Raw genomic sequence first — 17,960 nt, 5'->3', positions numbered from 1 at the left:
GGCTCTATGCCGCCGCGGCTGGCCGCGGCTCTACGGAGCCGGCACGCCGTCTCCGCCCATGCGGTGACGATCCCTGGCAGAAGGAGGGACCAGGGCGGGCGCTGCCCGCCCTCCCTCCGATGCGCCTTCGCCACGCCGGGCAGGGCCGCGTCCGCCGCAGGGCAGTATGCCCCGCCGCGGCCGCCAGCCCGGCCCGCCGCGAACGCGCATCGACCCGGACCCACCCGCTCTCGGCGATGGCCAGGGGTGCTGCCGCACCCTGCTTTTCGAGTCAATACCGGCAGACCCTAACGGGCTTTTTTGCAGTGCTTCGATGAGCGCTGCCGCTTCCTTGCGATTCTTTTGCACCCTGTCCGCCGCCAGCGCCCTTTCGGCATCGGTCAGGTCCGCAAAAAAGCGGAAGCCCTCGACCACGCGGGCGATCATGCCGTCGAGGTCGGGCTTTTCGTCCTTGCGCAGAAGGGCCGTCAGGTCGCCGATATCGTAGTCGCCGCTGCCCTTCACGCGCGCGGCGAGAAGGTCGTAGTCAAGGCCCCCGCCGCCGCTGTTCCAGAGCTTGAGCACAGCGAGCGCCCGGATCAGATCGCGGTCGAGCGCGCGGCGCGCGATTTCAGCCAGGTCGTGCAGGTCGCGGATTTTCGAGCGCTGGCTGGCGGCGCGGATTTTCTCGGCGACGGCTTCCTCGAACGCGATCGACGGAATCGCGGCGGGCTTGAAGGGCAGCAGCCTGAAATAGTCCTGCTCGATCTGCGCCGCCGCCGCGACCGGCATGACAGGCGTCTCGCGCGTGCTGACCTGAAGCTTGATCTTTGTGCCCCGTTCGTTGTCGGCATGAAAGCAGACCGGGTTGGCGGCGCAGCCGTCGTCGGTCAGATACCAGTCCTTGTCCTTGTCGAAGCGAAAGGACAGGCCGTGGTAGGGCTGATCCAGCGCCTCCAGCATCAGCATCATCAGGTCGTCGACGGGAATGTCCGTGCGGCGCGTGAAATCGAGGTCCGTCGCCCACGCGGACCGAAGACCATCTTGCGCAGCATCGTGCCGCCCTTGAAGGCGACGTGGTCGGTAATGCTCTTGTCAGTGAAAAGCTGGAGCAGGTAGGTCAGGATCACGTCGATCTCGACATTGCCGATGTCGCGGGCGCCGGAGCGCGCGGCGACCTTGCGCAGGTCATTGGCGGACAGCATCAGCTTTCCTCCCGCCCGCGGATGCGCGGCACTTCGGTCAGCAGGTCATCCTTTCGCGCATGGACGAACAGGCCCCAGGCGGCGACATAGCCGATATCGCGGTCGCGCTGTTCGGCCCGGCCGAAATGCGACCGGTAGCTGGCGGTTATCAGCGCCCGCACGACGGCCCTCACCGGATCGGGCAGAGGCCTGCCGACGAGGTCGGACAGGAAGCCCAGCCGCTGGAGGACCGCCTTGGATTTCATGGTCGTCGCCGCGGCCAGCACATCCTGCGGATCGGTTTCGGCGAGCGCGCTGTGCACGATGCGCGTTAGTTCCGCAGGGCCGCCGGCAAGGTCCGGGCGGTCAAGGCAATCGACGAGAGTCTTGGCCGGCGTGGAAAGGGCGACCGTGCGTCCGTAGATGTTGTAAGGCTCGTACCCGAAGAACTTGCGGACCGTGACCTTCACGAAGCGCACGGCGCTGCCCTCGATGATTTTTGCCGGGGTCTGGCGCGTGACCGCGACGAACACCGTCATAGGCTTTTGCGTAGTGAAGCCGTGCCAGGAGGCGGCCGACCACCAGCCGACATAGGAGGGTTCGACCGCGGCGGCCGCGAGGGCGAGAACATTATTCTCGCCGAGATTTTCAGGGCCGTGTTCGGGCGGAAGCAGCATGTACTTTCCGCCGACGATGCGCGACAGCCAGCCCTTGCGGACAAGGTTGCGGATGACCTTGCGCGCGGAGGTTTCGGGCACGTCCGGCCCGAGGATATCGAGGATGTCCGCCGTCTGCACCAGCGAGCGGCCCTCCGCGCGGAGAGACAGCACCACCTTGCTCTCGGCCTTTCCCAATGTGCGGAGATTGGCGTCCATGCGATTTTAGCCCTCCTGAGGCTAAAGCTCTATACAGAGTAATCTATAATGGAGCTGCCGGTCAAGGTTTTTGATTGGTTTGTATTGGAATCTAGCCCTGCAAGGGCGAAAACCGTATAAAGAACAATCACGATCTGCCAAAGCAAAAATGCTAACGGGTCAAAAGCTTAAGGAGGGAACAGCATGAGCGACGTGGCGAAGATTCTGGGGCTGATCGAAAGCTGCAACGATCCCGAATGGCTGAGATCGTGGATCAGGAACCCCGCGAGAAGGGCGAGCGGCGCGTTGCCGACGCGGCCTTCCGCAGGCTGGTCTCGGTGCTGCCGAAAGAGAAGCCAGGGACCGTCGAGCATGATTTCTGGCAGACGATCCATGCATTCGAGCATGTCCTGTCCGAAGAGCGCGGCAAAACAACCCGGCTCGCGCGCACAAGGCAGAAAGTCGCAAGGGTAGGAGAAGTTCAGACCCTTCAGGATTGGGCCATGAGCGCCAAGAGCACAGACGGCTTCACCATGCTGCTGGAGCGAAACATGCCGGAGCTGACCGGCGAGGCCATCGTGCTGCGGCACGCGGACCGGTTTGGGTTGAAGGTCGTCGCAGCGGCAAGACGGCGGCTGGAAGTGGCCGGCATCGATGTCGCCGCGCTTCCCGGCGCTGCCGCGGAATGACCGCCCGCAAAAAGGACCGCGGTTTTCGATTGCCGCCCATCGTTGCGGGCGAGTGGCGCGGCGAGATCGTCGGCGCGCCCGGCATCAATTTCGGCCAGGTCGTTCAGCCGGGGCCCGCCAGTCCGTCGAGTTCACTCACATCATTCTCCCCGCCACGCTCATCATGCCGAACGCCGCTTTCATGTGGCCGGGCGTCGTGATGATCATGGCGCCGACGCCCATGAAGACAGAATTTCCTGACGCGGGCGCGCTCTTCCACGCCGGCAGCCTGCCGTCGCTGAGCCTCTCGCTGGAAGTCACCAGGCCGCAGTTTTCCGATATGCTGCCGCGCATCGAGGCCCGGCGGTTCAAGGATTTTCACTTCACGCTGGAGGAGGAGGTTGCAGGCTCCGGGCCGGTGCGGAGCTGGGGCATGGGAGCTGCCGTCTAGCGCTTGAGCGGGCCTGCATTCATTCCGAAATTGCACTCATAGCAATTCGGCCTGGATGTTGCCGATGTCATCCGTGCCGCCGTGATAGACGGCGTGTCCCTTGGTCCAGACTGTTTTGTAGCGGGGATCGGGCCGCAGCGGGATGTCGCTCCACAGTCGGCCGCACTTGGCACAGGCGGGCGAGGCGGCGAGCAGCGCCTTCCATTCCGTCGCCGTGTGCCGTCCGCCGTTGGCGGCTCGCCGGCTGTTGCGCACCTTTCCCCGCGCATTGAGGCAATCCACGCAGCGGTTCCAGCTATTGAACCGGCAGCCGCCGCACTTCGTGCAAGTCCTGGCCTTCAGAAAGTCGCTCAACCTCTCCTCGTCGGTATCGCCCGGTTGAAGGCGCAACTCCGGTCCTGATTTTCGCACGGAAATTACAGTTTCAACCCGCGATGGTTTTCCAGGTACGTCACCGCTTTGTCCAGAGCGCGCATGATCTGAAGTTGAGGCGCAAGCTGAGCGGCAACGCCGAGGCGAATGCGGTCCTCTCGGCGACGCCGGGTCGCCGGGCTCAAAGGTGTAAAGTCGGGCCAGGTCGTCACGGTCCGTCGGGAATCTCAGTAGTTGTTCCCGCTCGGCTTGCTTAGCGTGCTTGCGCATTCGCCCATCAGCGCGCTGATGACCATAGCCGGAAGCGGAAAGGAGAGGTGGCGCCGCAAGTCGGCGGGCTGGGGCTGGGCCGCCAGCGTCTCTAACAACTGCGCGGCGATCGCCTCGTCCTGCTGCGCGAGCAGCTTCACCCCGGTTGCTGAAGGCCGGCGTCACGATCGTGCGTAACCGCGGTCATGCTCGCGCCCTCGTGCGAGACCAGCCACCCCGGCGAACCGAGAATCACCGAATCCGGGGTGAATGCCGCACTCTCTAAGCGACGGAAGGGCGGAAGGTGACCGGCAGGCGCTGCGGGCAGCGAATGACGTAAGACGGCATGTAGACGACCTCCTCCGCGGCGATGGCCAGCGCCAGATCCTCCAGCCGCCCGAACAGCGCGGGGAAGGCGTAGCGCAATTCCAGGCGCGCCAGCCCAGCGCCCAGGCAGGAATGCGGCCCCTCGCCGAACGACAGGTGCGGGTTGTGCCGCCGGGTGACATCGAACCTGTCGGCGCCGGGACCGAAGACCTTTTCGTCCCGGTTCGCCGCATGGAACGCCATCAGCACGGCGTCGCCGCGGCGGACCACGCATCCGTCGATCTCCATGTCCTGGGTGGCATAGCGGAACGGCAGATTGGCCACTGAGCTGCCCCAGCGCAGGATCTCCTCGATAGCCTGTGACCACGGAACTTGGCCGCTGCGCACCAGGTGAAGTTGCTCCGGATGCGTCAGCAATGCCAGCACGCCATTGCCAATGACGCCGGTGGTGGTCACGAAGCCTGCAGAGAACACCATGAACAGCATGTCGATGAGCTCGGTGTCCGAAACGAGCTCACCGTTGTCGCGCGCGACGATCGGGCCGAAGCCAGATCATCGCCGAGCTGGCCCCGCTTCAGCGCGATCAGGCGACGGAAGAACTCCGGGATGCGCTGCCGCGTCTGTCGCACCTCTGCGGCTGTGGCGGAGGTGCTGGCCCGGCTGTAGGTGAGCGCGACGATCTCCTCGCGCTGTTCGTCCGGCAAACCGAACAGTTCGGCGATCAGGTTGGTGGGCAGCGGAACGGCGAACTCGCACATCAGATCGGCACTGCCGCCGCGCTGTGCCATATCGGCCAGGAGTCGATCGACGCATTGTTCGATCCGTGGCGCCAGCAAGGCGATACGACTGGGCGCGAAGCTCCTGGACAGCAGGCCGCGCAAGCGCTGGTGATCGGCGGCAGGCGCCGTGACCATGTTGTCCACTTTGCACATCCCGATCAGCGGATGATCCTCGGGAATCTCGCCGTCCTGCAGCGCCCGCCACTGTCGCCAGTCCCTGTTGAAACGCTGGTCGGAAAGCATCCGCCTGAGCGTCTGGTGACGGCCTGCCGCCCAGGTCACCACATCGCCTGGCAGCGACACTCGCGCCATCCCCCCCTGGTGCAGAATCGCAGAAGACAGATTATCAAGTTGCGTGGGAGCGGCCGACACACCGATCACATCGCAATGATCGTCATCTACGCGCATGCCGACAACTCCCTTAAGAACCAACGCGGGTCCACTTCTCGGCACGGATGATCCGCGCGCGCACTTCGAAAAAGTGCCCTTCAGGGTCCTTTTCGACCTTAGAAGCGGTAAGTGACACCTGCGCCTATCAGCCACGGATCGAGCTTGGCCTTCCCGGTCAGCTTTGCGCCGCTCACCGTGACGTCGAAGTCTGGCCTGAGGAACAGCTTCTTCACGTCGAAGTTCACGCCCCAGTGCTGGTCCACCATGTAGTCGAATCCGACCTGCAGCGCGGCGCCGAATGTGTTCTTGACCTTGAGATCATCGGCGCTGCCGTCTTGCTGATGATAGAAGATCGTATAGTTCACCCCGGCGCCGACATAGGGCTTGAAGGCGCCGAAATGGGTAATGTGGTACTGCAATGTGAGCGTAGGCGGCAGCAGCCAAACCTTGCCGATATTCCCCAGCCCGCCGATGGAGCCTTGGCCTGTGATGTTGGCATAGGTGGTGCCGAGGATAAGCTCGGCTGCGACGTTGTCCGTGAAGAAATACGAAATATCGAGTTCCGGCGTCACGGTGTTCGAATACGAAAGACCGGAGCCGGGCACCGCGTTGACGTAGCCCGAATCCTCAGTGATCACCCCCAACGCCCGCAGGCGGATCTGCCAGGGGCATGGTGCTTTCGCAACCCGGGCTCCTGCCTGCGGGACGCTCTCGGCTTGCCCAACATCTGCCGCGCCGGCCTGTCCCGCAACGATGAGGACGACAGCCGCTGTTAATGCCCGCGCCACGCCAATTCGCGATCTCACCATGCTCTTCTCTCCTTGATGTTCAGAAACGACGCACTTCGCCTTGATTGAATCCTGCTCGCATCAATCGAGTTTGACGGAGCGCTCATGCGGGATAGCCCCCGCATGTGTCGTGCCAAACGAGAAGATCATTGCAAAACAAAGCGATCGCTCTGATCGCGCTGTGTCTCATGTCGGACTTCGTCGAAGATCCGACAATTGAGTGCAGCTGTGGCCGCCGCCGGGTAGCCGAATGCAGTCCCCAGTCGCCTCGGATCTGCGACGGCAACGGGCTGCACGTTTCAAAACTCTCGGAATTTCACACGCGTATCGCAAGATTGGGGACCCTGGACACCCCCAGATCGGCTTGCCCGCGTAGCAGCGGCAGTTGTCTATGGGACGCGGCCATCTGCAAACGCGATGGTATCGTCCGGAATATTATATTGGCGAACTGAATACCACGTCGCGCATACTTGCAGCTGGCGGGACAAACGCCCATGCGGCCTGTAGAGATATCCTCGGGTGCCTACATGAGCGAAGTACCACACCTTACCTTCGATTCTCGATACGACTGGCGTGAACACGGGGCCTGCTGGTCGGTACTGAGCGGGCGCGGCGCCTGGTCCTTCGGCTGCAGATAGTCGGCTGAGGCACCTGCCAAAACCTGCTCTCCCTGCCCGAGAGCCGTGTGAGTGGATCAAGCGATCTTGCAAAATAAGGCGTCCCGAGAACGGTCTTCGACTCTTGTCATGAAAGCCGGTGCACGCGCCACTCATCAATGGGAAATGCGGCAACAGTGAAGTATGTGTTCGTCATTAAATGCGAGCATCAAAAGTATGGGCCGAGCGATTCGCATAAATGTGCAATATGTTCGATTTGTGCAAGTAAAGTAGCAAATTAGTTGCATAAAAGCAACGTCGAAATTATATATAGCTGCAAGATGCACTTTGAACTTGTACAAAGTGACATCGCCGATACCGTCATGATGCGACAGATGCCCTGCGATGTGCATCTGTTTCGATCCTGGGGGCAAGGAAGGTCGTCCATCGATGTTCTCCCCCTTTTTGTTGAGAGGCACAGTTGAAGCCGCGAGACGGCTGCCAGGCCGCGAGCATGTGAAAACGCAACACATCGCCGTCCTCCAAGCTTCATGTCTTCAACGCTCTTTCAGCGGGTTGCTGAAGGAATGCTATAGGGAAAGCCACATATGTCCGGGCCGACTGATCTCGCGGATAAAAAGCGCCAGAGCGAGCTTTCAAGCTTTGTCATGAGGGAGGTGCAACGCATTCTTGCCCAATGCGATGAGGTGAGGCAGGGCGACAGGGCCGCTGTTGCGCCTTCGGGGTCTGCTTCCGACGATCTGACTGCAGTGGCCGCTGAATTGCTTGGCAGGCTCGAGGCTGAAGCAGCGCGACGCCTTAACGCTCAGGCGTGCGAGATCGCTTCCCGGCCGCGGCCAGCCGATCATCCGCTCGGGCATCCGGTACTGAAAGATTATCCGAGAGAAGGCGCGCGGATTGCTGAGTGGGCCGGTCCAGTTGCGGGCTCGACGCATCTCGAGAGACGTTTTGGAATACCGCGATCAACGCTGCATTGGTGGCAGCGACATAATGATGTGATTGCCTTTCGAAGAGGCTCCCGCAAGCATGTATTTCCTCTGGCTCAGTTCATCGACGGCAGACCTATGCCCGGAATCCGGCAGGTCCTTTCCTCGATCTCCGACCCCAGATTGGCTTGGCTGTGGCTGATAAACCCCTCGCCTCTTCTCAAGGGCCGCGTTCCTGTCGAATTGCTCAGAGAAGGCACGAACACAGAAGTTGTTGCATCTGCCGCCCGGGCTATTTCTCTGATTGAATCTGTCTGACGATTGGCCAAGCGTCGGCTGTTGTTTGCGCACATTTCGTACGCAAATGGCCAATGTACCAATTGTGCAGTTTGTGCAAATGTATAATTGTTCAATTTGTCCAAGTAATACAGTAGATTTAGTGATAAAAATGCAACTGATACTTCTGCATGTAGCTGACAAACGGAATTTGACCTTGCACTATTCCGTCCCGTGAATAGCGTCCGAGGCGGGAAGGATGCATCGTGATGCGCATCTTTTTCGATCGTGGGGACAGGGAGCGGTTCGTCCATCGACGTCCTCGCCCTTTGCAAATCATTCAAGGAGATCAAGTATGAACATCAAGAGCCTTCTTCTCGGCTCAGCTGCGGCCCTGATCGCAGTTTCGGGCGCCCGCGCCGCCGACGCGGTGACGGTCGCCGAGCCGGAACCGGCTGAATACGTCAAGATCTGCGACGTCTACGGCTCGGGCTACTTCTACATCCCCGGGACCGAAACCTGCCTGCGCATCGGCGGCTACGTCCGCTATAATATCGGCGTCGGCGATGCAGGTACGTTCGATGGGGTCGAAAACGTTCCAGACCGGCAGGGCGACGGCACCAACGATACTTATGCGAAGTATGCCCGTTTCACGCTCAGGACCTGGACCGGCCAGGAAACGGAACTGGGCACGTTGAAGACCTTCACCGAGACACGCATCACCTGGGGCAATAACAGCGGCGACTATTCCGACCAGACTCCGCCCAATGGCAGATGGATCAATCGCGACAGAGGCGTCACCCTCAATTTCGCCTGGATTCAGCTCGGTGGTCTGCGCGTCGGCAGGGATGACTCGGCCTTCGATTCGTTCATTGGCTACGCCGGCAACGTTCTCCAGGATACGCTGGTTCCCTACGGCGGTTTCGACACCAATGTCGTGCAGTACTACTTCGACGCCGGCAACGGCTTTTCGGCCGTGGCTTCGTTGGAAACCGGCTCAGAGGACGGGTCCGGGGATACCTCGATCGACAGCTACGTGCCGAATGTCGTCGGCGGCGTGAAGTGGACGCAAGGCTGGGGCGCCATCAGCGGCGTCGCTGCCTACGACAGCAACTACGAGGAATGGGCCGGCAAGGTTCGCTTGGACTTGACCCCGATCGAGAATCTGGCGCTGTTCGTCATGGTCGGCTACGGCTCGGAAAACGAAGACTTCAACGCTGGCCGCAATTTCTTCAAGGAGTGGGGCGGCAACTGGGCGGTCTGGGGTGGTGGCACCTACACCATCAACGAGAAGACCAGGTTCAATGCTCAGGCTTCGTATGACGAAGAAAAGAACCTCGGCCTCGCGGCCAACATTGAATACGACCTCGTTCCCGGCCTCAGGGTCACGGCCGAAGTCGACTACCTCAACGTCGGTTCGGATGACCGTTTCAACTGGACCGGTGCTTCCAAGGATAGCAACATCGGCGGTATCCTCCGCTTCCAACGCTCGTTCTGAGGACCAAAGGGGCTCCTTTTCTCCGCGTTCGGAAGGGGGATGCGAGCACTCGACCTTAGCCGAACCGTTGTCGGTGCGGCATTGACACGGTTATCGGCGGATTGCTTGGTGGGGCTGACCTCCGACCTGAGCATTTCGTCGATGAGAAGGGCGCCCTGTTCCCGGGCGCCCTTTTTAGCGCATCGCCTCAGGTTCGCGCAGGCGAGATGGATCGCGGAAAAAGTGAGGCGGACCGCTCTTTTCATGCCGGAACGGCATGATCCGCAAAACAACGCGGGCGGCGGTTCACGTTGGAAGGCAAAGGTGCCGAACCGGCTCCGGCCACCCGATGCCCGCCGGCGAGAGGTCCGTGACGCCGGGGCCGGCGCTTGCGGATGTCATCCAGAATCGCCTGAGTTCCAGCCCCGTCAAATGCAGGCGGGGTGATGTTGACCATCAACAACCGTCCATCAAAATCGATGGCGATGTGGCGCTACCGCTCTTCTTGACGGCGTCGTACCCTCTTGTTTCCGCTCGCGAGCCTTGACCGACTGGCTCTCGATCACGCCCGCCGTGCGAACCGGCCTCGCGCCCGCTCGGTCGCGGTCCAGTGTCAGGTGGAGCAGAATACGCCGCGCCAACTCGTGGCCCAGCCGTAGACCATCTGCCAGCGCCGAAATGCATCGGCAGCATCCGCCAGCCGCAACCCGAGCGCACAAGGTAGCGCAACCTGTTGATCAGCTGATGAAAATCAGCCTCGCGCGGACGGGTCAACGCCCCAGGCTTCGGCATTACCGGCGCGATCTGTTCCTACTCCTCGTTCGTCAGATCGGACGGGCAGCGCTTGGCTTCTTGGCGATCTGGCCACCCGGCTAGGCATGAGCGTTAATGCGTGCGAGCTCGTAAAACCGCCGTGCAAGGGCGGGCATTCGCGATCAGCCTCGGCAGGACATCTAGCCGGCTCATGGGGGCGCCCGCGCGCCTTCTGGTGGGCGCCGGGTGCTCGTGAACCGAGCCCGCTCTTCTTCGACTTGCTCAGGCAGTCTCGGCCATTCGGCTTCGCCCCCTGGCGCGGGGCAGCCTTTCGGCTGTTGACGGGCGCCGGCCTGCCGGCCGGCGTCGTTTTTTGTGGTGGCCTTCCCCCGTGGCGCGCGGTGGGCGGCACTCCCTTCTACGCCCGCCGCGGCGTCCCGCAACCCTTCGCTTGGCGCTTCGGGCCCTTCTCTCCGTTCCGGTCCTTCGGATGCGCTCCGTCTTCGACGTCGGGCCTTTCCGGTCGCTTTCGCCGCCCACCCCGCTTCCGGGAAAGGCGCGGGATTGAAGAGCGGAGGACCAAACCATGCGTGCAAAACACAAGCGTTCCGACAGCGGAGAGGCTGGCGCAAGCAGGAGCGGGCGCACGGGCGCCAGCCTTTATCAGGCCTGGGCCTGCCCAGCAACGCGGCCACCGGGCGCGCCTACTCCGGCGTCAATGTCCTGATCCTTTTGGGGGGCGGTTATCGAGCGCGCTTACCCCAGCCAGAACTGGCTGACCTTCCGCAGGCGCTTTCCCTTGCCGGCAATGTCAGGAAGGGCGAACACGGCACCACCATCGTCCATGCCGATCGCTTTGTTCCCAAAGACGAGAAGGAAGGCGTCAAGGCTGATGGCGGCGAGCCGCAGGCGGTGCCTTATCTGAAGCGCTTCACCGTCTTCAATGTCGCGCAGTCCGACAACCTGCCCGAACATCTCTATGCCGCCGCCGAGCCGCTGCCGCGCGCCAGATCGTCCCACAAGCCCAGGCGCTGATTCACGGCTGCGGCGCTGATTTTCGCACAGGCGGCGATCGCGCTTTCTACATGCCGAGCGGCGACTACATCCAAGTGCCGCCGCAACCGGCGTTCTTTCAGCAGATCGACTAGTACCGCACCTGCTTCATGAACTTGGCCACTGGACCGACCACCCGACGCGGCTTGCGCGCGACCTCTCCGGCTCGTCCGGTCCCAAGGCCTATGCGCGCGAGGAATATCGCCGAAATCGCCGCCGCCTTCGTCGGCAGCAGTTTCGGTATCGAGCCCATCGTGCGCCATGCCGATTACATCGGCTCATGGCTGAAGTAATGGCGAGCTGGCCATTATGCGAGTAATCACCAGCAGCCGACCATGTGAACGCGTGCACATCGTCAATGGTGTGAGCCCCTGCTTCAGAGCTAATGCCCTTGCTGGGCGACCATTGACGGATCACTTGAGCTTGACCCTCGGGCGGCTGAAGAATATATCCCGTTCCATGATCAACACCGCGCTCATCGCTGCCGGCTATTATGCGACGTTCCGATAGGAGCGGCGCGGTTAGATCATTGACCGGAACAAGCCGCCGTCCAGGCGGCTTTCGTTTTTCCGCGATCCTCCTGGCGGATTCACCTCAGGAGACTCAAAGATGGCCACAGCTTCGGAACTTTCCGCCGACCAGATCGAGCCGCGCTCAGCGATACTGAAAACGCTAATTGAGCGCGGCTATGTCAATCAGGCGACGAATCTCGCCGGGCTTGACGATGCCTTTGCGACAGGCATGGTGCCCGCCTATGTGGGGTTCGATGCCACTGCCGACAGCCTCCATGTCGGCCATCTCCTGCCGATCATGGCGCTGAGGCGCTTACAGCAGGCCGGCCACAAGCCCATCGTGCTGATTGGCGGCGGCACCACACGCATTGGGGATCCAAGCTTCCGATCCGAAGCGCGCCCCATGCTGACCAAAGAGCAGATTGCCGCCAATATTGTTGGCATCCGCACGGTCTTCGACCGCTTTCTCACCTTCGGAGAAGGGTTAACGGACGCAGTTATGGTCAACAACGCCGATTGGCTAGAGGATCTGCGTTGGATCGACATGCTACGCGATATCGGTCGCCATTTCTCAGTAAACCGAATGCTCTCCTTCGATAGCGTGAAGTCGCGGCTGGACAGGCAGGAAAACCTGAGCTTCCTCGAGTTCAACTACATGATTTTGCAGGCCTATGACTTTCTGGAACTGTGGCGGCGGGTGGGATGCCGGTTGCAGATGGGCGGCGCCGACCAATGGGGTAACATTATCAACGGCATCGATTTGGTGCGCCGGATTGAGGTCAAGGAAGTATTCGGCTTGAGCTCGCCACTGCTCACCACCGCATCAGGTGGTAAGATGGGTAAGACGGCGGCGGGCGCAGTGTGGCTCAATGCCGACCGGCTCTCACCCTATGATTACTGGCAGTTCTGGCGCAACAGCGAGGACGCGGATGTCGGCCGTTTCCTGCGGCTCTTCACCGATTTGCCGCTCGATGGGATCACAGCTCTGGAGCGGCTGAGGGGTGCGGAGTTGAACGCGGCCAAGGAGCGGCTCGCCAACGAGGCCACCGCGCTCGCTCATGGCGAAAAAGCCGCAAGGCAGGCCGCGGAGACGGCGAGGCAGGCGTTTGGACAAGGAACTGCCGCCGAGGGATTGCACATGGTCATGCTGACATCGGGCGAGGCCGCTGAGGGCGTAATCTTGGCCGATCTTCTCGTCCGCGCGGGGTTGGCGGGATCAAAGAGCCAGGCCCGTCGCGCGATCGCTGGCCGTGGTATCCGGCTTGACGGCGAGATCGTCGAGGATGCTGAGCGCCGCATCGACATGATTTGCGTTCCTTCGCGGCTATCGCTGGGGCGTAAGCGCCACGTTGTGATCCGCGTCGCCGACTAATCCGACGAATGGTTCTCGCTGATGTGTTGCCGGTGCGGTGAAAATATCGGCACAGCCTGTCCGCCGGCTATCGCTTCTGCCCGCTCGGGCTGAACGTGGCAGCGGTTTGCTGCGCATTATTCTCGGCATGAGATTCTCGGCTGTCGTTCAAACGTAGTCGAGGAAATTGCCATGTCACATAGATACCGCGCATTGGGGTCGGAAGGAACAGGCCTCCCGCGCTTGTACCCTGGCCTTGGTGCTGCATCCATCCGCTGCCCTGAGATCCCCCTCGCATTAGAAGGCTCCTAATTTTGAAGATACTGGCCAATCAGATGTAAATCGAACTAAACACTTCGGGGAACGCCTCTTGTCAGACCACTCCATCGCAAACAGTTTTTGAACGCCTTCCTGCATTGCCGCGCCATGACGGACATCTCGACGCAGGAGCTACCGATGGCCCGTTCGCTGGCGCGTCGCGTCGTCGAGGCGCTGGTCTTGGGGACGCAGGCGGTGCCCATCCCCTCGCGCGAGGAGGATGGCCTGCTCGACGCGGGCGCTCCGCTGCTCTAGCCGAACGGCAGCAAACCGCCAATTGCAAACTGTCAGGAAACCGCATATATTTCTGACAGGAGATTGGCGTTGCAACGACTGAGCGAACAGATTTTGGCGCATGCGGAAGGGCTGCCCGAGGGTACGCCCGTGTCCGCGAAGAGCTTGCTCCACCTCGGCAATCGGGCTGCGGTGGATCAGGCCTTGTCGCGCCTGGCGGAGCGTGGCCAGCTGATCCGCGCTGGCCGCGGCGTCTATCTGCGTCCCGTGACGAGCCGCTTTGGCACGCGGTCGCCTTCTGTGGAGCAGGCGGTCGAGGCGCTCGCCAGCCAGCGCGGCGAAGTCATCGTGTCCAGCGGTGCGGCGGCCGCCAACACCCTTGGCCTTACGACACAGGTTCCGGTCCGCTCGGTCTATTTGACCTCGGGCCGCAGCCGGAAAATGAATTTTGGCAAGCAGGTGGTCGAACTGCGACACGCACCGCGCTGGCAGCTTGCCTTGGCCAATCGGCCGGCCGGTGAGGCAGTCCGGGCGCTGGCTTGGCTTGGTCCCGAAAAGGCCGAGGCCGCGCTGTTGGCTTTGAAGCGCAAACTTCCGCAGACCACCTTTAACGAGCTGGTGGCGGCGGCGCCGCAGCTTCCGACCTGGCTCGCCCGCAGCGTGGGAAAGGCGGCGCATGGCTGACGCATTCCTCGGCCTTCCGGCCGCGGATCGCCGTGAAGTCTTGGGCGTCGCGGCGGACCGATCCGGTCGCCCGGCGCACCTACTCGAAAAGGATGCCTGGGTGGTCTGGGCGCTTGCCGACCTGGGCGAACACCTGGTCTTCAAGGGCGGCACATCGCTATCGAAAGCCTACGGGGTCATCCGTCGATTTTCCGAGGACGTCGACCTCACCTATGACATTCGCGCGCTTGCCCCTGACCTGGTGAGCGACAACGGCGAGGCCTTGCCGAAGACCCGGAGCGAGGAAAAGCGCTGGTCAAGCGAAGTGCGCAAGCGACTACCCGAGTGGGTGGCGGGAACGGCGCAGCCGACCATCGCGAATGCCCTGGCTAGCGAGGGATTGGCGGCGGCGATCCGCGTCGAAGACGACAAGCTGTTCATCGATTACGAGGCGACGGTGACCGGTTCGGGATATGTCGCGCCAAGCGTGATGCTCGAGTTTGGGGCGCGTTCAACCGGTGAGCCGGCGAGTCCGCGCAATGTCGTCTGCGACGCGGCGGGCTTAGTGGAAGCGGTGGAATTTCCCACCGCGCGGCCGCGCGTTATGCACGCCGAGCGGACGTTCTGGGAAAAGGCGACGGCGATCCATGTCTTCTGCCTGCAGGCACGACTGCGTGGCGACAGGTTCGCGCGGCATTGGCATGACGTCGCCAGGCTGGATGAGGCCGGCCTGGCGACCACCGCGGTGGCAGATAGAGAACTCGCCCAGGCGGTCGCGCGCCACAAAAGCATGTTTTTCGCCGAAAAGGCGGCCGGCCGCGAACCGATCGATTACGTGGTCGCGGTCAACGGCGGCCTGCGTCTTGTGCCCGACGGCGACGCGCTGAAGGCGCTGGAGGACGACTATTTTCGGATGGTCGAGGACGGTCTGCTGCTGGAGGGGGCCGGGCCCTTCGAGGCGCTTATGGCGCGATGCGCCGACGTAGCCGCGCGGGCCAATCGCGTGGGCGCATAGGAGGGAAGATGCTGACTCGAGGATTGGCATGGCGACGGTGTGAGCCGCATATTCGCGCACGGGGCACGTCCTGATCAACCGCTCTCCACACTTTACCCGGTGCACGCCTTCGATCGCCGTCTCGAACTCCTGGCCGCTAAGCATGCGCAAGCAAAGGCCCACTTCGCCCGCCCCTTGCTCAGCGGCCATCATTGGAACCCAGCCTTAACTGCCAGGCAGCGCTCGCCGGACAGCGACCCGCTGGTGCTCGACATAGCCCAGCATTATCTTGGGGGCACAGGCGAAACTGATCACCACACGCGTCTGGTGGAGCTTTCCGACCGGCCAGGCTTCTGACGCCGACAAGAACGTTGCCTCGCTCGGGAAGTATCATTTCGATCTCGACGACTGGCGGATGCTGAAGTTCTTCTTCTTTCAGGCGCCGGTCGACGAGGGCACCGGCCCGCATGTCTATGTGCGCGGCAGCCACAAGCCTCGCATCCTCAAGCATCAATTGACGCTGCTCGTCGGCCATTCGGCGCAAGAGGTTCGCAAGGTCTATGGCGATGAGAGCCCCGTCACGCTGACCGGCGAAGCCGGCCTCGACTTCGTCGAGGATCCGTTCGGCATTACATGGGCACCGTGCCTTCGTGCACGCCACGGCTGATGATCAGAGTCGGCTTCGGCGCAGTCGCCGCCCTCGCGGCGGCGCTTCCATGGCGAGCCGGTCATTCGCTGATATCGCAAAAGTCCTGAAACAGCCTTCCCCAGACCAGACGCGCTTGGTTCTCCCTCGGGCTAGTGGTGCCGTTGCGCCGCCATTGGGTGAGCTGGCACATGATTGGATTGGATCGAGGTGATTTGACGCCGGTTCCGCCTCGACTGACCCAGATCAGGGCCATGTCCTTGTCGGCGTGGTTTGATCGACCAGTCTTCCAGGGGAAGACTCATGTGCTGACCGACAGCCTGATCCGCTCCCAACGTCTTGACAATCCGAACCATACGGCGGGCAAATGACGCTTCACCAGCCAGGAACCGAAGTGAGAAACGCGCTTGAGGCGATGCGGCGGGCCATAGATCGTAGCGCAATCGACGCACGACATGCGGCTCGACTCCAGCAGCGTCTCACGAAGATAGCCGACGCACTGGCGGCACGCTGATGGCCGGCTGTGACGACAGCTTCGACATCATTGTCGTTGGCGCCGGGCCCGTCGGACTTTCCTTCGCGGCATCGCTTGCCCACAGTGAGTTCAAACTGGCGGTGGTCGAAGGGCAGTCCCTAGAAAGACTGGCAAGTCCGGGTTTCGACGGTCGCGAGATCGCGCTCACCCACGCCTCGATTGGAATTCTTCGCGAGCTCGGCGCCTGGGATGTTATCCCCGCTTCGGACAAGTCACCGCTTCAGGGCGCACGCGTCCTCAACGGATCGAGCCCTTTTGCGCTGTGTTTCGATTCTCCCGGCGTATCCGCGGGACCACTGGGCGTTCTGGTCCCGAATTGCCGCATCCGCGATGCCCTGTTTAAGATCATCCGCTTGCAGGGCCATGCCCGGATGCTGTGCGGCCACTCGGTCGTGCGTGCAACAAACAGCCGCCAGGGAGCAGTCATAACGCTCTCCAACGGCAGGCAGCTGACCGCTCGGCTTCTGGTTGCCGCCGATTCGCGTTTTTCCGCCACCCGCAATCTGCTCGGTATCGCCGCCGATATTAATCGGCTTGGCAACTCGATGCTGATTTGCCGGGTGAGGCACGAGCGCCCCCACCGCCAGATCGCGATTGAATGGTTCGATCACCATCAGACGGTAGCGATGTTGCCCCTCGCGCAAGGCGTGTCGTCGCTGCTTTTGACTTTGCCCTCAAACGAGGCCGACGGACTGCTTGCCCTTGACGACGAGTTGTTCCTGATTGAGTTGACAAAGCGCTGTCGAGGGCGCCTCGGCAACATGAGCCTGGCAAGCCAACGCCATATCTATCCGTTGGTCACGAGCTGGGCGCACAGGTTCCGGGCGCCGAGCGCCGCACTGATCGGCGACGCTGCCATCGGCATGCACCCGGTGACCGCGCATGGCTTCAACATCGGCCTCGGCGGCCAGAAGCAGCTCGCCCGTGGTATCCAGACAGCATGGCGCGACCGTCGCGACATTGCCGATCCCGACATGCTCCGCAGATATGAAAGCCGACTGCGCCTGTCGGCGGCGCCGCTCTATCATGCTACGAGTATCCTCGTCGGACTCTACTCAAGCGAGCATCCGGCGGCACGGCTTGCAAGGCATGTGGGGCTGCGCCTCGGCCAACATCTTCCCTTTGTCCGTCATGGCATTGCGGCCATGCTGAGGCGGTGAAGTGTGCGGAATTCCCGCGCGCCGCCAAGCGTTTGTCGGCCAACGCCACACAGGCGCGGACCCAGCCACGCCCAATTCCACCTTCGATGTGTTTAGGGCGTGGATGGTTGTCATCCGAACAATCAATTTTGCCAATCCTGCGGACCCTACTAGGGGTGTGACCGAATCAAGTGCCTCGGCCTGCAGGCAGGCCCGACGAAGAAGCCTGAGCACCAACCACCTATGCCCATTGGAGTACAGAAGGCAACGATCCGAAGACAGTGGAAATTGGTGCCGGATGCTCCCAGAAGCGCACGAAGTGGGCAACCACACGGTGAAGCGTGGTGGTGTTTGACATCGGGTCTCACGAACGGCCCCGCTTTCAGAATTAGCGTGCCCGGGCCCCGACGCGCGCACCCATATCG

General features: G+C 62.1%; 17 protein-coding genes and 5 pseudogenes. 13 read left to right on the top strand and 9 right to left on the bottom strand.

What is annotated here, in order from left to right; translation table 11 throughout:
- Positions 1 to 30 precede the first annotated feature (30 nt).
- From AC0L2Y_RS26660 to AC0L2Y_RS26650, 3 genes and pseudogenes are all read right to left on the bottom strand, one after another.
- A pseudogene (locus AC0L2Y_RS26660) lies at positions 31 to 990 on the bottom strand (nucleotidyl transferase AbiEii/AbiGii toxin family protein); the annotation flags it as partial.
- The gene (locus AC0L2Y_RS26655; protein WP_473560567.1) at positions 951 to 1,184 is read right to left on the bottom strand and encodes a hypothetical protein; all 234 of its coding nucleotides are present in this window, start codon (positions 1,182 to 1,184) and stop codon (positions 951 to 953) included. The gene AC0L2Y_RS26655 and the pseudogene AC0L2Y_RS26660, both read right to left, overlap by 40 nt.
- Positions 1,184 to 2,038 carry a type IV toxin-antitoxin system AbiEi family antitoxin domain-containing protein gene (locus tag AC0L2Y_RS26650; RefSeq protein WP_473560565.1) on the bottom strand — a complete coding sequence of 285 codons (855 nt, stop codon included), beginning with the start codon at positions 2,036 to 2,038 and terminating at the stop codon, positions 1,184 to 1,186. Before AC0L2Y_RS26650 ends, AC0L2Y_RS26655 begins: the two co-directional genes overlap by 1 nt.
- A 236-nt stretch (positions 2,039 to 2,274) precedes the next feature.
- On the opposite strand from AC0L2Y_RS26650, the gene AC0L2Y_RS26645 reads away from it, so the two are divergent.
- Together AC0L2Y_RS26645 and AC0L2Y_RS26640 are read left to right on the top strand one after the other, a co-directional pair.
- Positions 2,275 to 2,706, top strand: coding sequence for a hypothetical protein (locus tag AC0L2Y_RS26645; RefSeq protein WP_473560563.1), 432 nt, complete (start codon positions 2,275 to 2,277; stop codon positions 2,704 to 2,706).
- The gene (locus AC0L2Y_RS26640; RefSeq protein WP_473560561.1) at positions 2,672 to 3,136 is read left to right on the top strand and encodes a hypothetical protein; all 465 of its coding nucleotides are present in this window, start codon (positions 2,672 to 2,674) and stop codon (positions 3,134 to 3,136) included. The genes AC0L2Y_RS26645 and AC0L2Y_RS26640 overlap by 35 nt, the downstream gene beginning before the upstream one ends.
- A gap of 36 nt (positions 3,137 to 3,172) precedes the next feature.
- Here the strand turns inward: AC0L2Y_RS26640 and AC0L2Y_RS26635 are convergent, their stop codons facing one another.
- From AC0L2Y_RS26635 to AC0L2Y_RS26615, 5 genes and pseudogenes are all read right to left on the bottom strand, one after another.
- Complete coding sequence (locus AC0L2Y_RS26635; RefSeq protein ID WP_473560559.1) at positions 3,173 to 3,490, bottom strand: hypothetical protein; 318 nt, start codon at positions 3,488 to 3,490, stop codon at positions 3,173 to 3,175.
- A 290-nt stretch (positions 3,491 to 3,780) separates the two neighbouring features.
- Positions 3,781 to 4,073 (bottom strand): annotated as a pseudogene (locus AC0L2Y_RS26630) (cytochrome P450); the annotation flags it as partial.
- Positions 4,040 to 4,561 (bottom strand): cytochrome P450, encoded by a 522-nt coding sequence (locus AC0L2Y_RS26625; RefSeq protein WP_473560613.1) that lies wholly within the window; start codon positions 4,559 to 4,561, stop codon positions 4,040 to 4,042. The gene AC0L2Y_RS26625 and the pseudogene AC0L2Y_RS26630, both read right to left, overlap by 34 nt.
- Positions 4,537 to 5,271 (bottom strand): cytochrome P450 family protein, encoded by a 735-nt coding sequence (locus tag AC0L2Y_RS26620; protein ID WP_473560557.1) that lies wholly within the window; start codon positions 5,269 to 5,271, stop codon positions 4,537 to 4,539. The genes AC0L2Y_RS26625 and AC0L2Y_RS26620 overlap by 25 nt, the downstream gene beginning before the upstream one ends.
- Before the next feature lie 98 nt (positions 5,272 to 5,369).
- Positions 5,370 to 6,062 (bottom strand): OmpW/AlkL family protein, encoded by a 693-nt coding sequence (locus AC0L2Y_RS26615; protein WP_473560555.1) that lies wholly within the window; start codon positions 6,060 to 6,062, stop codon positions 5,370 to 5,372.
- 1,183 nt (positions 6,063 to 7,245) lie between these two features.
- Between AC0L2Y_RS26615 and AC0L2Y_RS26610 the strand changes: the two genes are divergently transcribed.
- Positions 7,246 to 7,902: an antitoxin Xre/MbcA/ParS-like domain-containing protein gene (locus AC0L2Y_RS26610; protein WP_473560553.1), complete on the top strand. Its 657-nt coding sequence runs from the start codon at positions 7,246 to 7,248 to the stop codon at positions 7,900 to 7,902.
- 313 nt (positions 7,903 to 8,215) lie between these two features.
- Entirely contained in the window at positions 8,216 to 9,358 is a 1,143-nt protein-coding gene (locus tag AC0L2Y_RS26605) for a porin (RefSeq protein ID WP_473560552.1), read from the top strand.
- 358 nt (positions 9,359 to 9,716) lie between these two features.
- On the opposite strand, the pseudogene AC0L2Y_RS26600 reads toward AC0L2Y_RS26605, so the two are convergent.
- A pseudogene (locus AC0L2Y_RS26600) lies at positions 9,717 to 10,192 on the bottom strand (transposase); the annotation flags it as partial.
- A 462-nt stretch (positions 10,193 to 10,654) separates the two neighbouring features.
- On the opposite strand from AC0L2Y_RS26600, the gene AC0L2Y_RS26595 reads away from it, so the two are divergent.
- The 9 genes and pseudogenes from AC0L2Y_RS26595 to ubiM all read left to right on the top strand — a co-directional run bounded on the left by AC0L2Y_RS26595 (position 10,655) and on the right by ubiM (position 17,556).
- Positions 10,655 to 11,125: an ArdC-like ssDNA-binding domain-containing protein gene (locus AC0L2Y_RS26595; RefSeq protein ID WP_473560551.1), complete on the top strand. Its 471-nt coding sequence runs from the start codon at positions 10,655 to 10,657 to the stop codon at positions 11,123 to 11,125.
- Positions 11,101 to 11,238, top strand: a complete 138-nt coding sequence (locus AC0L2Y_RS26590) for a zincin-like metallopeptidase domain-containing protein (protein WP_473560611.1) — start codon at positions 11,101 to 11,103, stop codon at positions 11,236 to 11,238. The genes AC0L2Y_RS26595 and AC0L2Y_RS26590 overlap by 25 nt, the downstream gene beginning before the upstream one ends.
- A gap of 8 nt (positions 11,239 to 11,246) precedes the next feature.
- Positions 11,247 to 11,436 (top strand): annotated as a pseudogene (locus AC0L2Y_RS26585) (zincin-like metallopeptidase domain-containing protein).
- Between the two features lie 316 nt (positions 11,437 to 11,752).
- Complete coding sequence (tyrS, locus tag AC0L2Y_RS26580) at positions 11,753 to 13,027, top strand: tyrosine--tRNA ligase (protein WP_473560550.1); 1,275 nt, start codon at positions 11,753 to 11,755, stop codon at positions 13,025 to 13,027.
- Positions 13,028 to 13,405: 378 nt separating this feature from the next.
- The gene (locus AC0L2Y_RS26575) at positions 13,406 to 13,579 is read left to right on the top strand and encodes a hypothetical protein (protein WP_473560549.1); all 174 of its coding nucleotides are present in this window, start codon (positions 13,406 to 13,408) and stop codon (positions 13,577 to 13,579) included.
- A 69-nt stretch (positions 13,580 to 13,648) separates the two neighbouring features.
- Positions 13,649 to 14,242 carry a DUF6088 family protein gene (locus AC0L2Y_RS26570; protein WP_473560610.1) on the top strand — a complete coding sequence of 198 codons (594 nt, stop codon included), beginning with the start codon at positions 13,649 to 13,651 and terminating at the stop codon, positions 14,240 to 14,242.
- Positions 14,235 to 15,236, top strand: coding sequence for a nucleotidyl transferase AbiEii/AbiGii toxin family protein (locus tag AC0L2Y_RS26565; protein ID WP_473560548.1), 1,002 nt, complete (start codon positions 14,235 to 14,237; stop codon positions 15,234 to 15,236). Before AC0L2Y_RS26570 ends, AC0L2Y_RS26565 begins: the two co-directional genes overlap by 8 nt.
- A gap of 108 nt (positions 15,237 to 15,344) precedes the next feature.
- Positions 15,345 to 15,954 (top strand): annotated as a pseudogene (locus AC0L2Y_RS26560) (hypothetical protein); the annotation flags it as partial.
- Positions 15,955 to 16,374: 420 nt separating this feature from the next.
- The gene (gene ubiM / locus AC0L2Y_RS26555) at positions 16,375 to 17,556 is read left to right on the top strand and encodes a 5-demethoxyubiquinol-8 5-hydroxylase UbiM (protein ID WP_473560547.1); all 1,182 of its coding nucleotides are present in this window, start codon (positions 16,375 to 16,377) and stop codon (positions 17,554 to 17,556) included.
- The last annotated feature ends 404 nt before the right edge of the window (positions 17,557 to 17,960 follow it).

Source organism: Mesorhizobium sp. WSM4830, assembly GCF_055811495.1.
Note: the sequence above shows the minus strand (reverse complement) of the source record. Positions and strands in the feature narration are given on the sequence as shown.

Excerpts from the sequence above, each read along its gene's own strand:
- AC0L2Y_RS26655 (WP_473560567.1), bottom strand. The coding sequence starts at position 1,184 with ATGCTGTCCGCCAATGACCTGCGCAAGGTCGCCGCGCGCTCCGGCGCC.
- AC0L2Y_RS26650 (WP_473560565.1), bottom strand. The coding sequence starts at position 2,038 with ATGGACGCCAATCTCCGCACATTGGGAAAGGCCGAGAGCAAGGTGGTG.
- AC0L2Y_RS26645 (WP_473560563.1), top strand. The coding sequence starts at position 2,275 with ATGGCTGAGATCGTGGATCAGGAACCCCGCGAGAAGGGCGAGCGGCGC.
- AC0L2Y_RS26640 (WP_473560561.1), top strand. The coding sequence starts at position 2,672 with ATGTCGCCGCGCTTCCCGGCGCTGCCGCGGAATGACCGCCCGCAAAAA.
- AC0L2Y_RS26625 (WP_473560613.1), bottom strand. The coding sequence starts at position 4,561 with ATGGTGTTCTCTGCAGGCTTCGTGACCACCACCGGCGTCATTGGCAAT.
- AC0L2Y_RS26620 (WP_473560557.1), bottom strand. The coding sequence starts at position 5,271 with ATGCGCGTAGATGACGATCATTGCGATGTGATCGGTGTGTCGGCCGCT.
- AC0L2Y_RS26615 (WP_473560555.1), bottom strand. The coding sequence starts at position 6,062 with ATGGTGAGATCGCGAATTGGCGTGGCGCGGGCATTAACAGCGGCTGTC.
- AC0L2Y_RS26610 (WP_473560553.1), top strand. The coding sequence starts at position 7,246 with ATGTCCGGGCCGACTGATCTCGCGGATAAAAAGCGCCAGAGCGAGCTT.
- AC0L2Y_RS26605 (WP_473560552.1), top strand. The coding sequence starts at position 8,216 with ATGAACATCAAGAGCCTTCTTCTCGGCTCAGCTGCGGCCCTGATCGCA.
- tyrS (WP_473560550.1), top strand. The coding sequence starts at position 11,753 with ATGGCCACAGCTTCGGAACTTTCCGCCGACCAGATCGAGCCGCGCTCA.
- AC0L2Y_RS26565 (WP_473560548.1), top strand. The coding sequence starts at position 14,235 with ATGGCTGACGCATTCCTCGGCCTTCCGGCCGCGGATCGCCGTGAAGTC.
- ubiM (WP_473560547.1), top strand. The coding sequence starts at position 16,375 with ATGGCCGGCTGTGACGACAGCTTCGACATCATTGTCGTTGGCGCCGGG.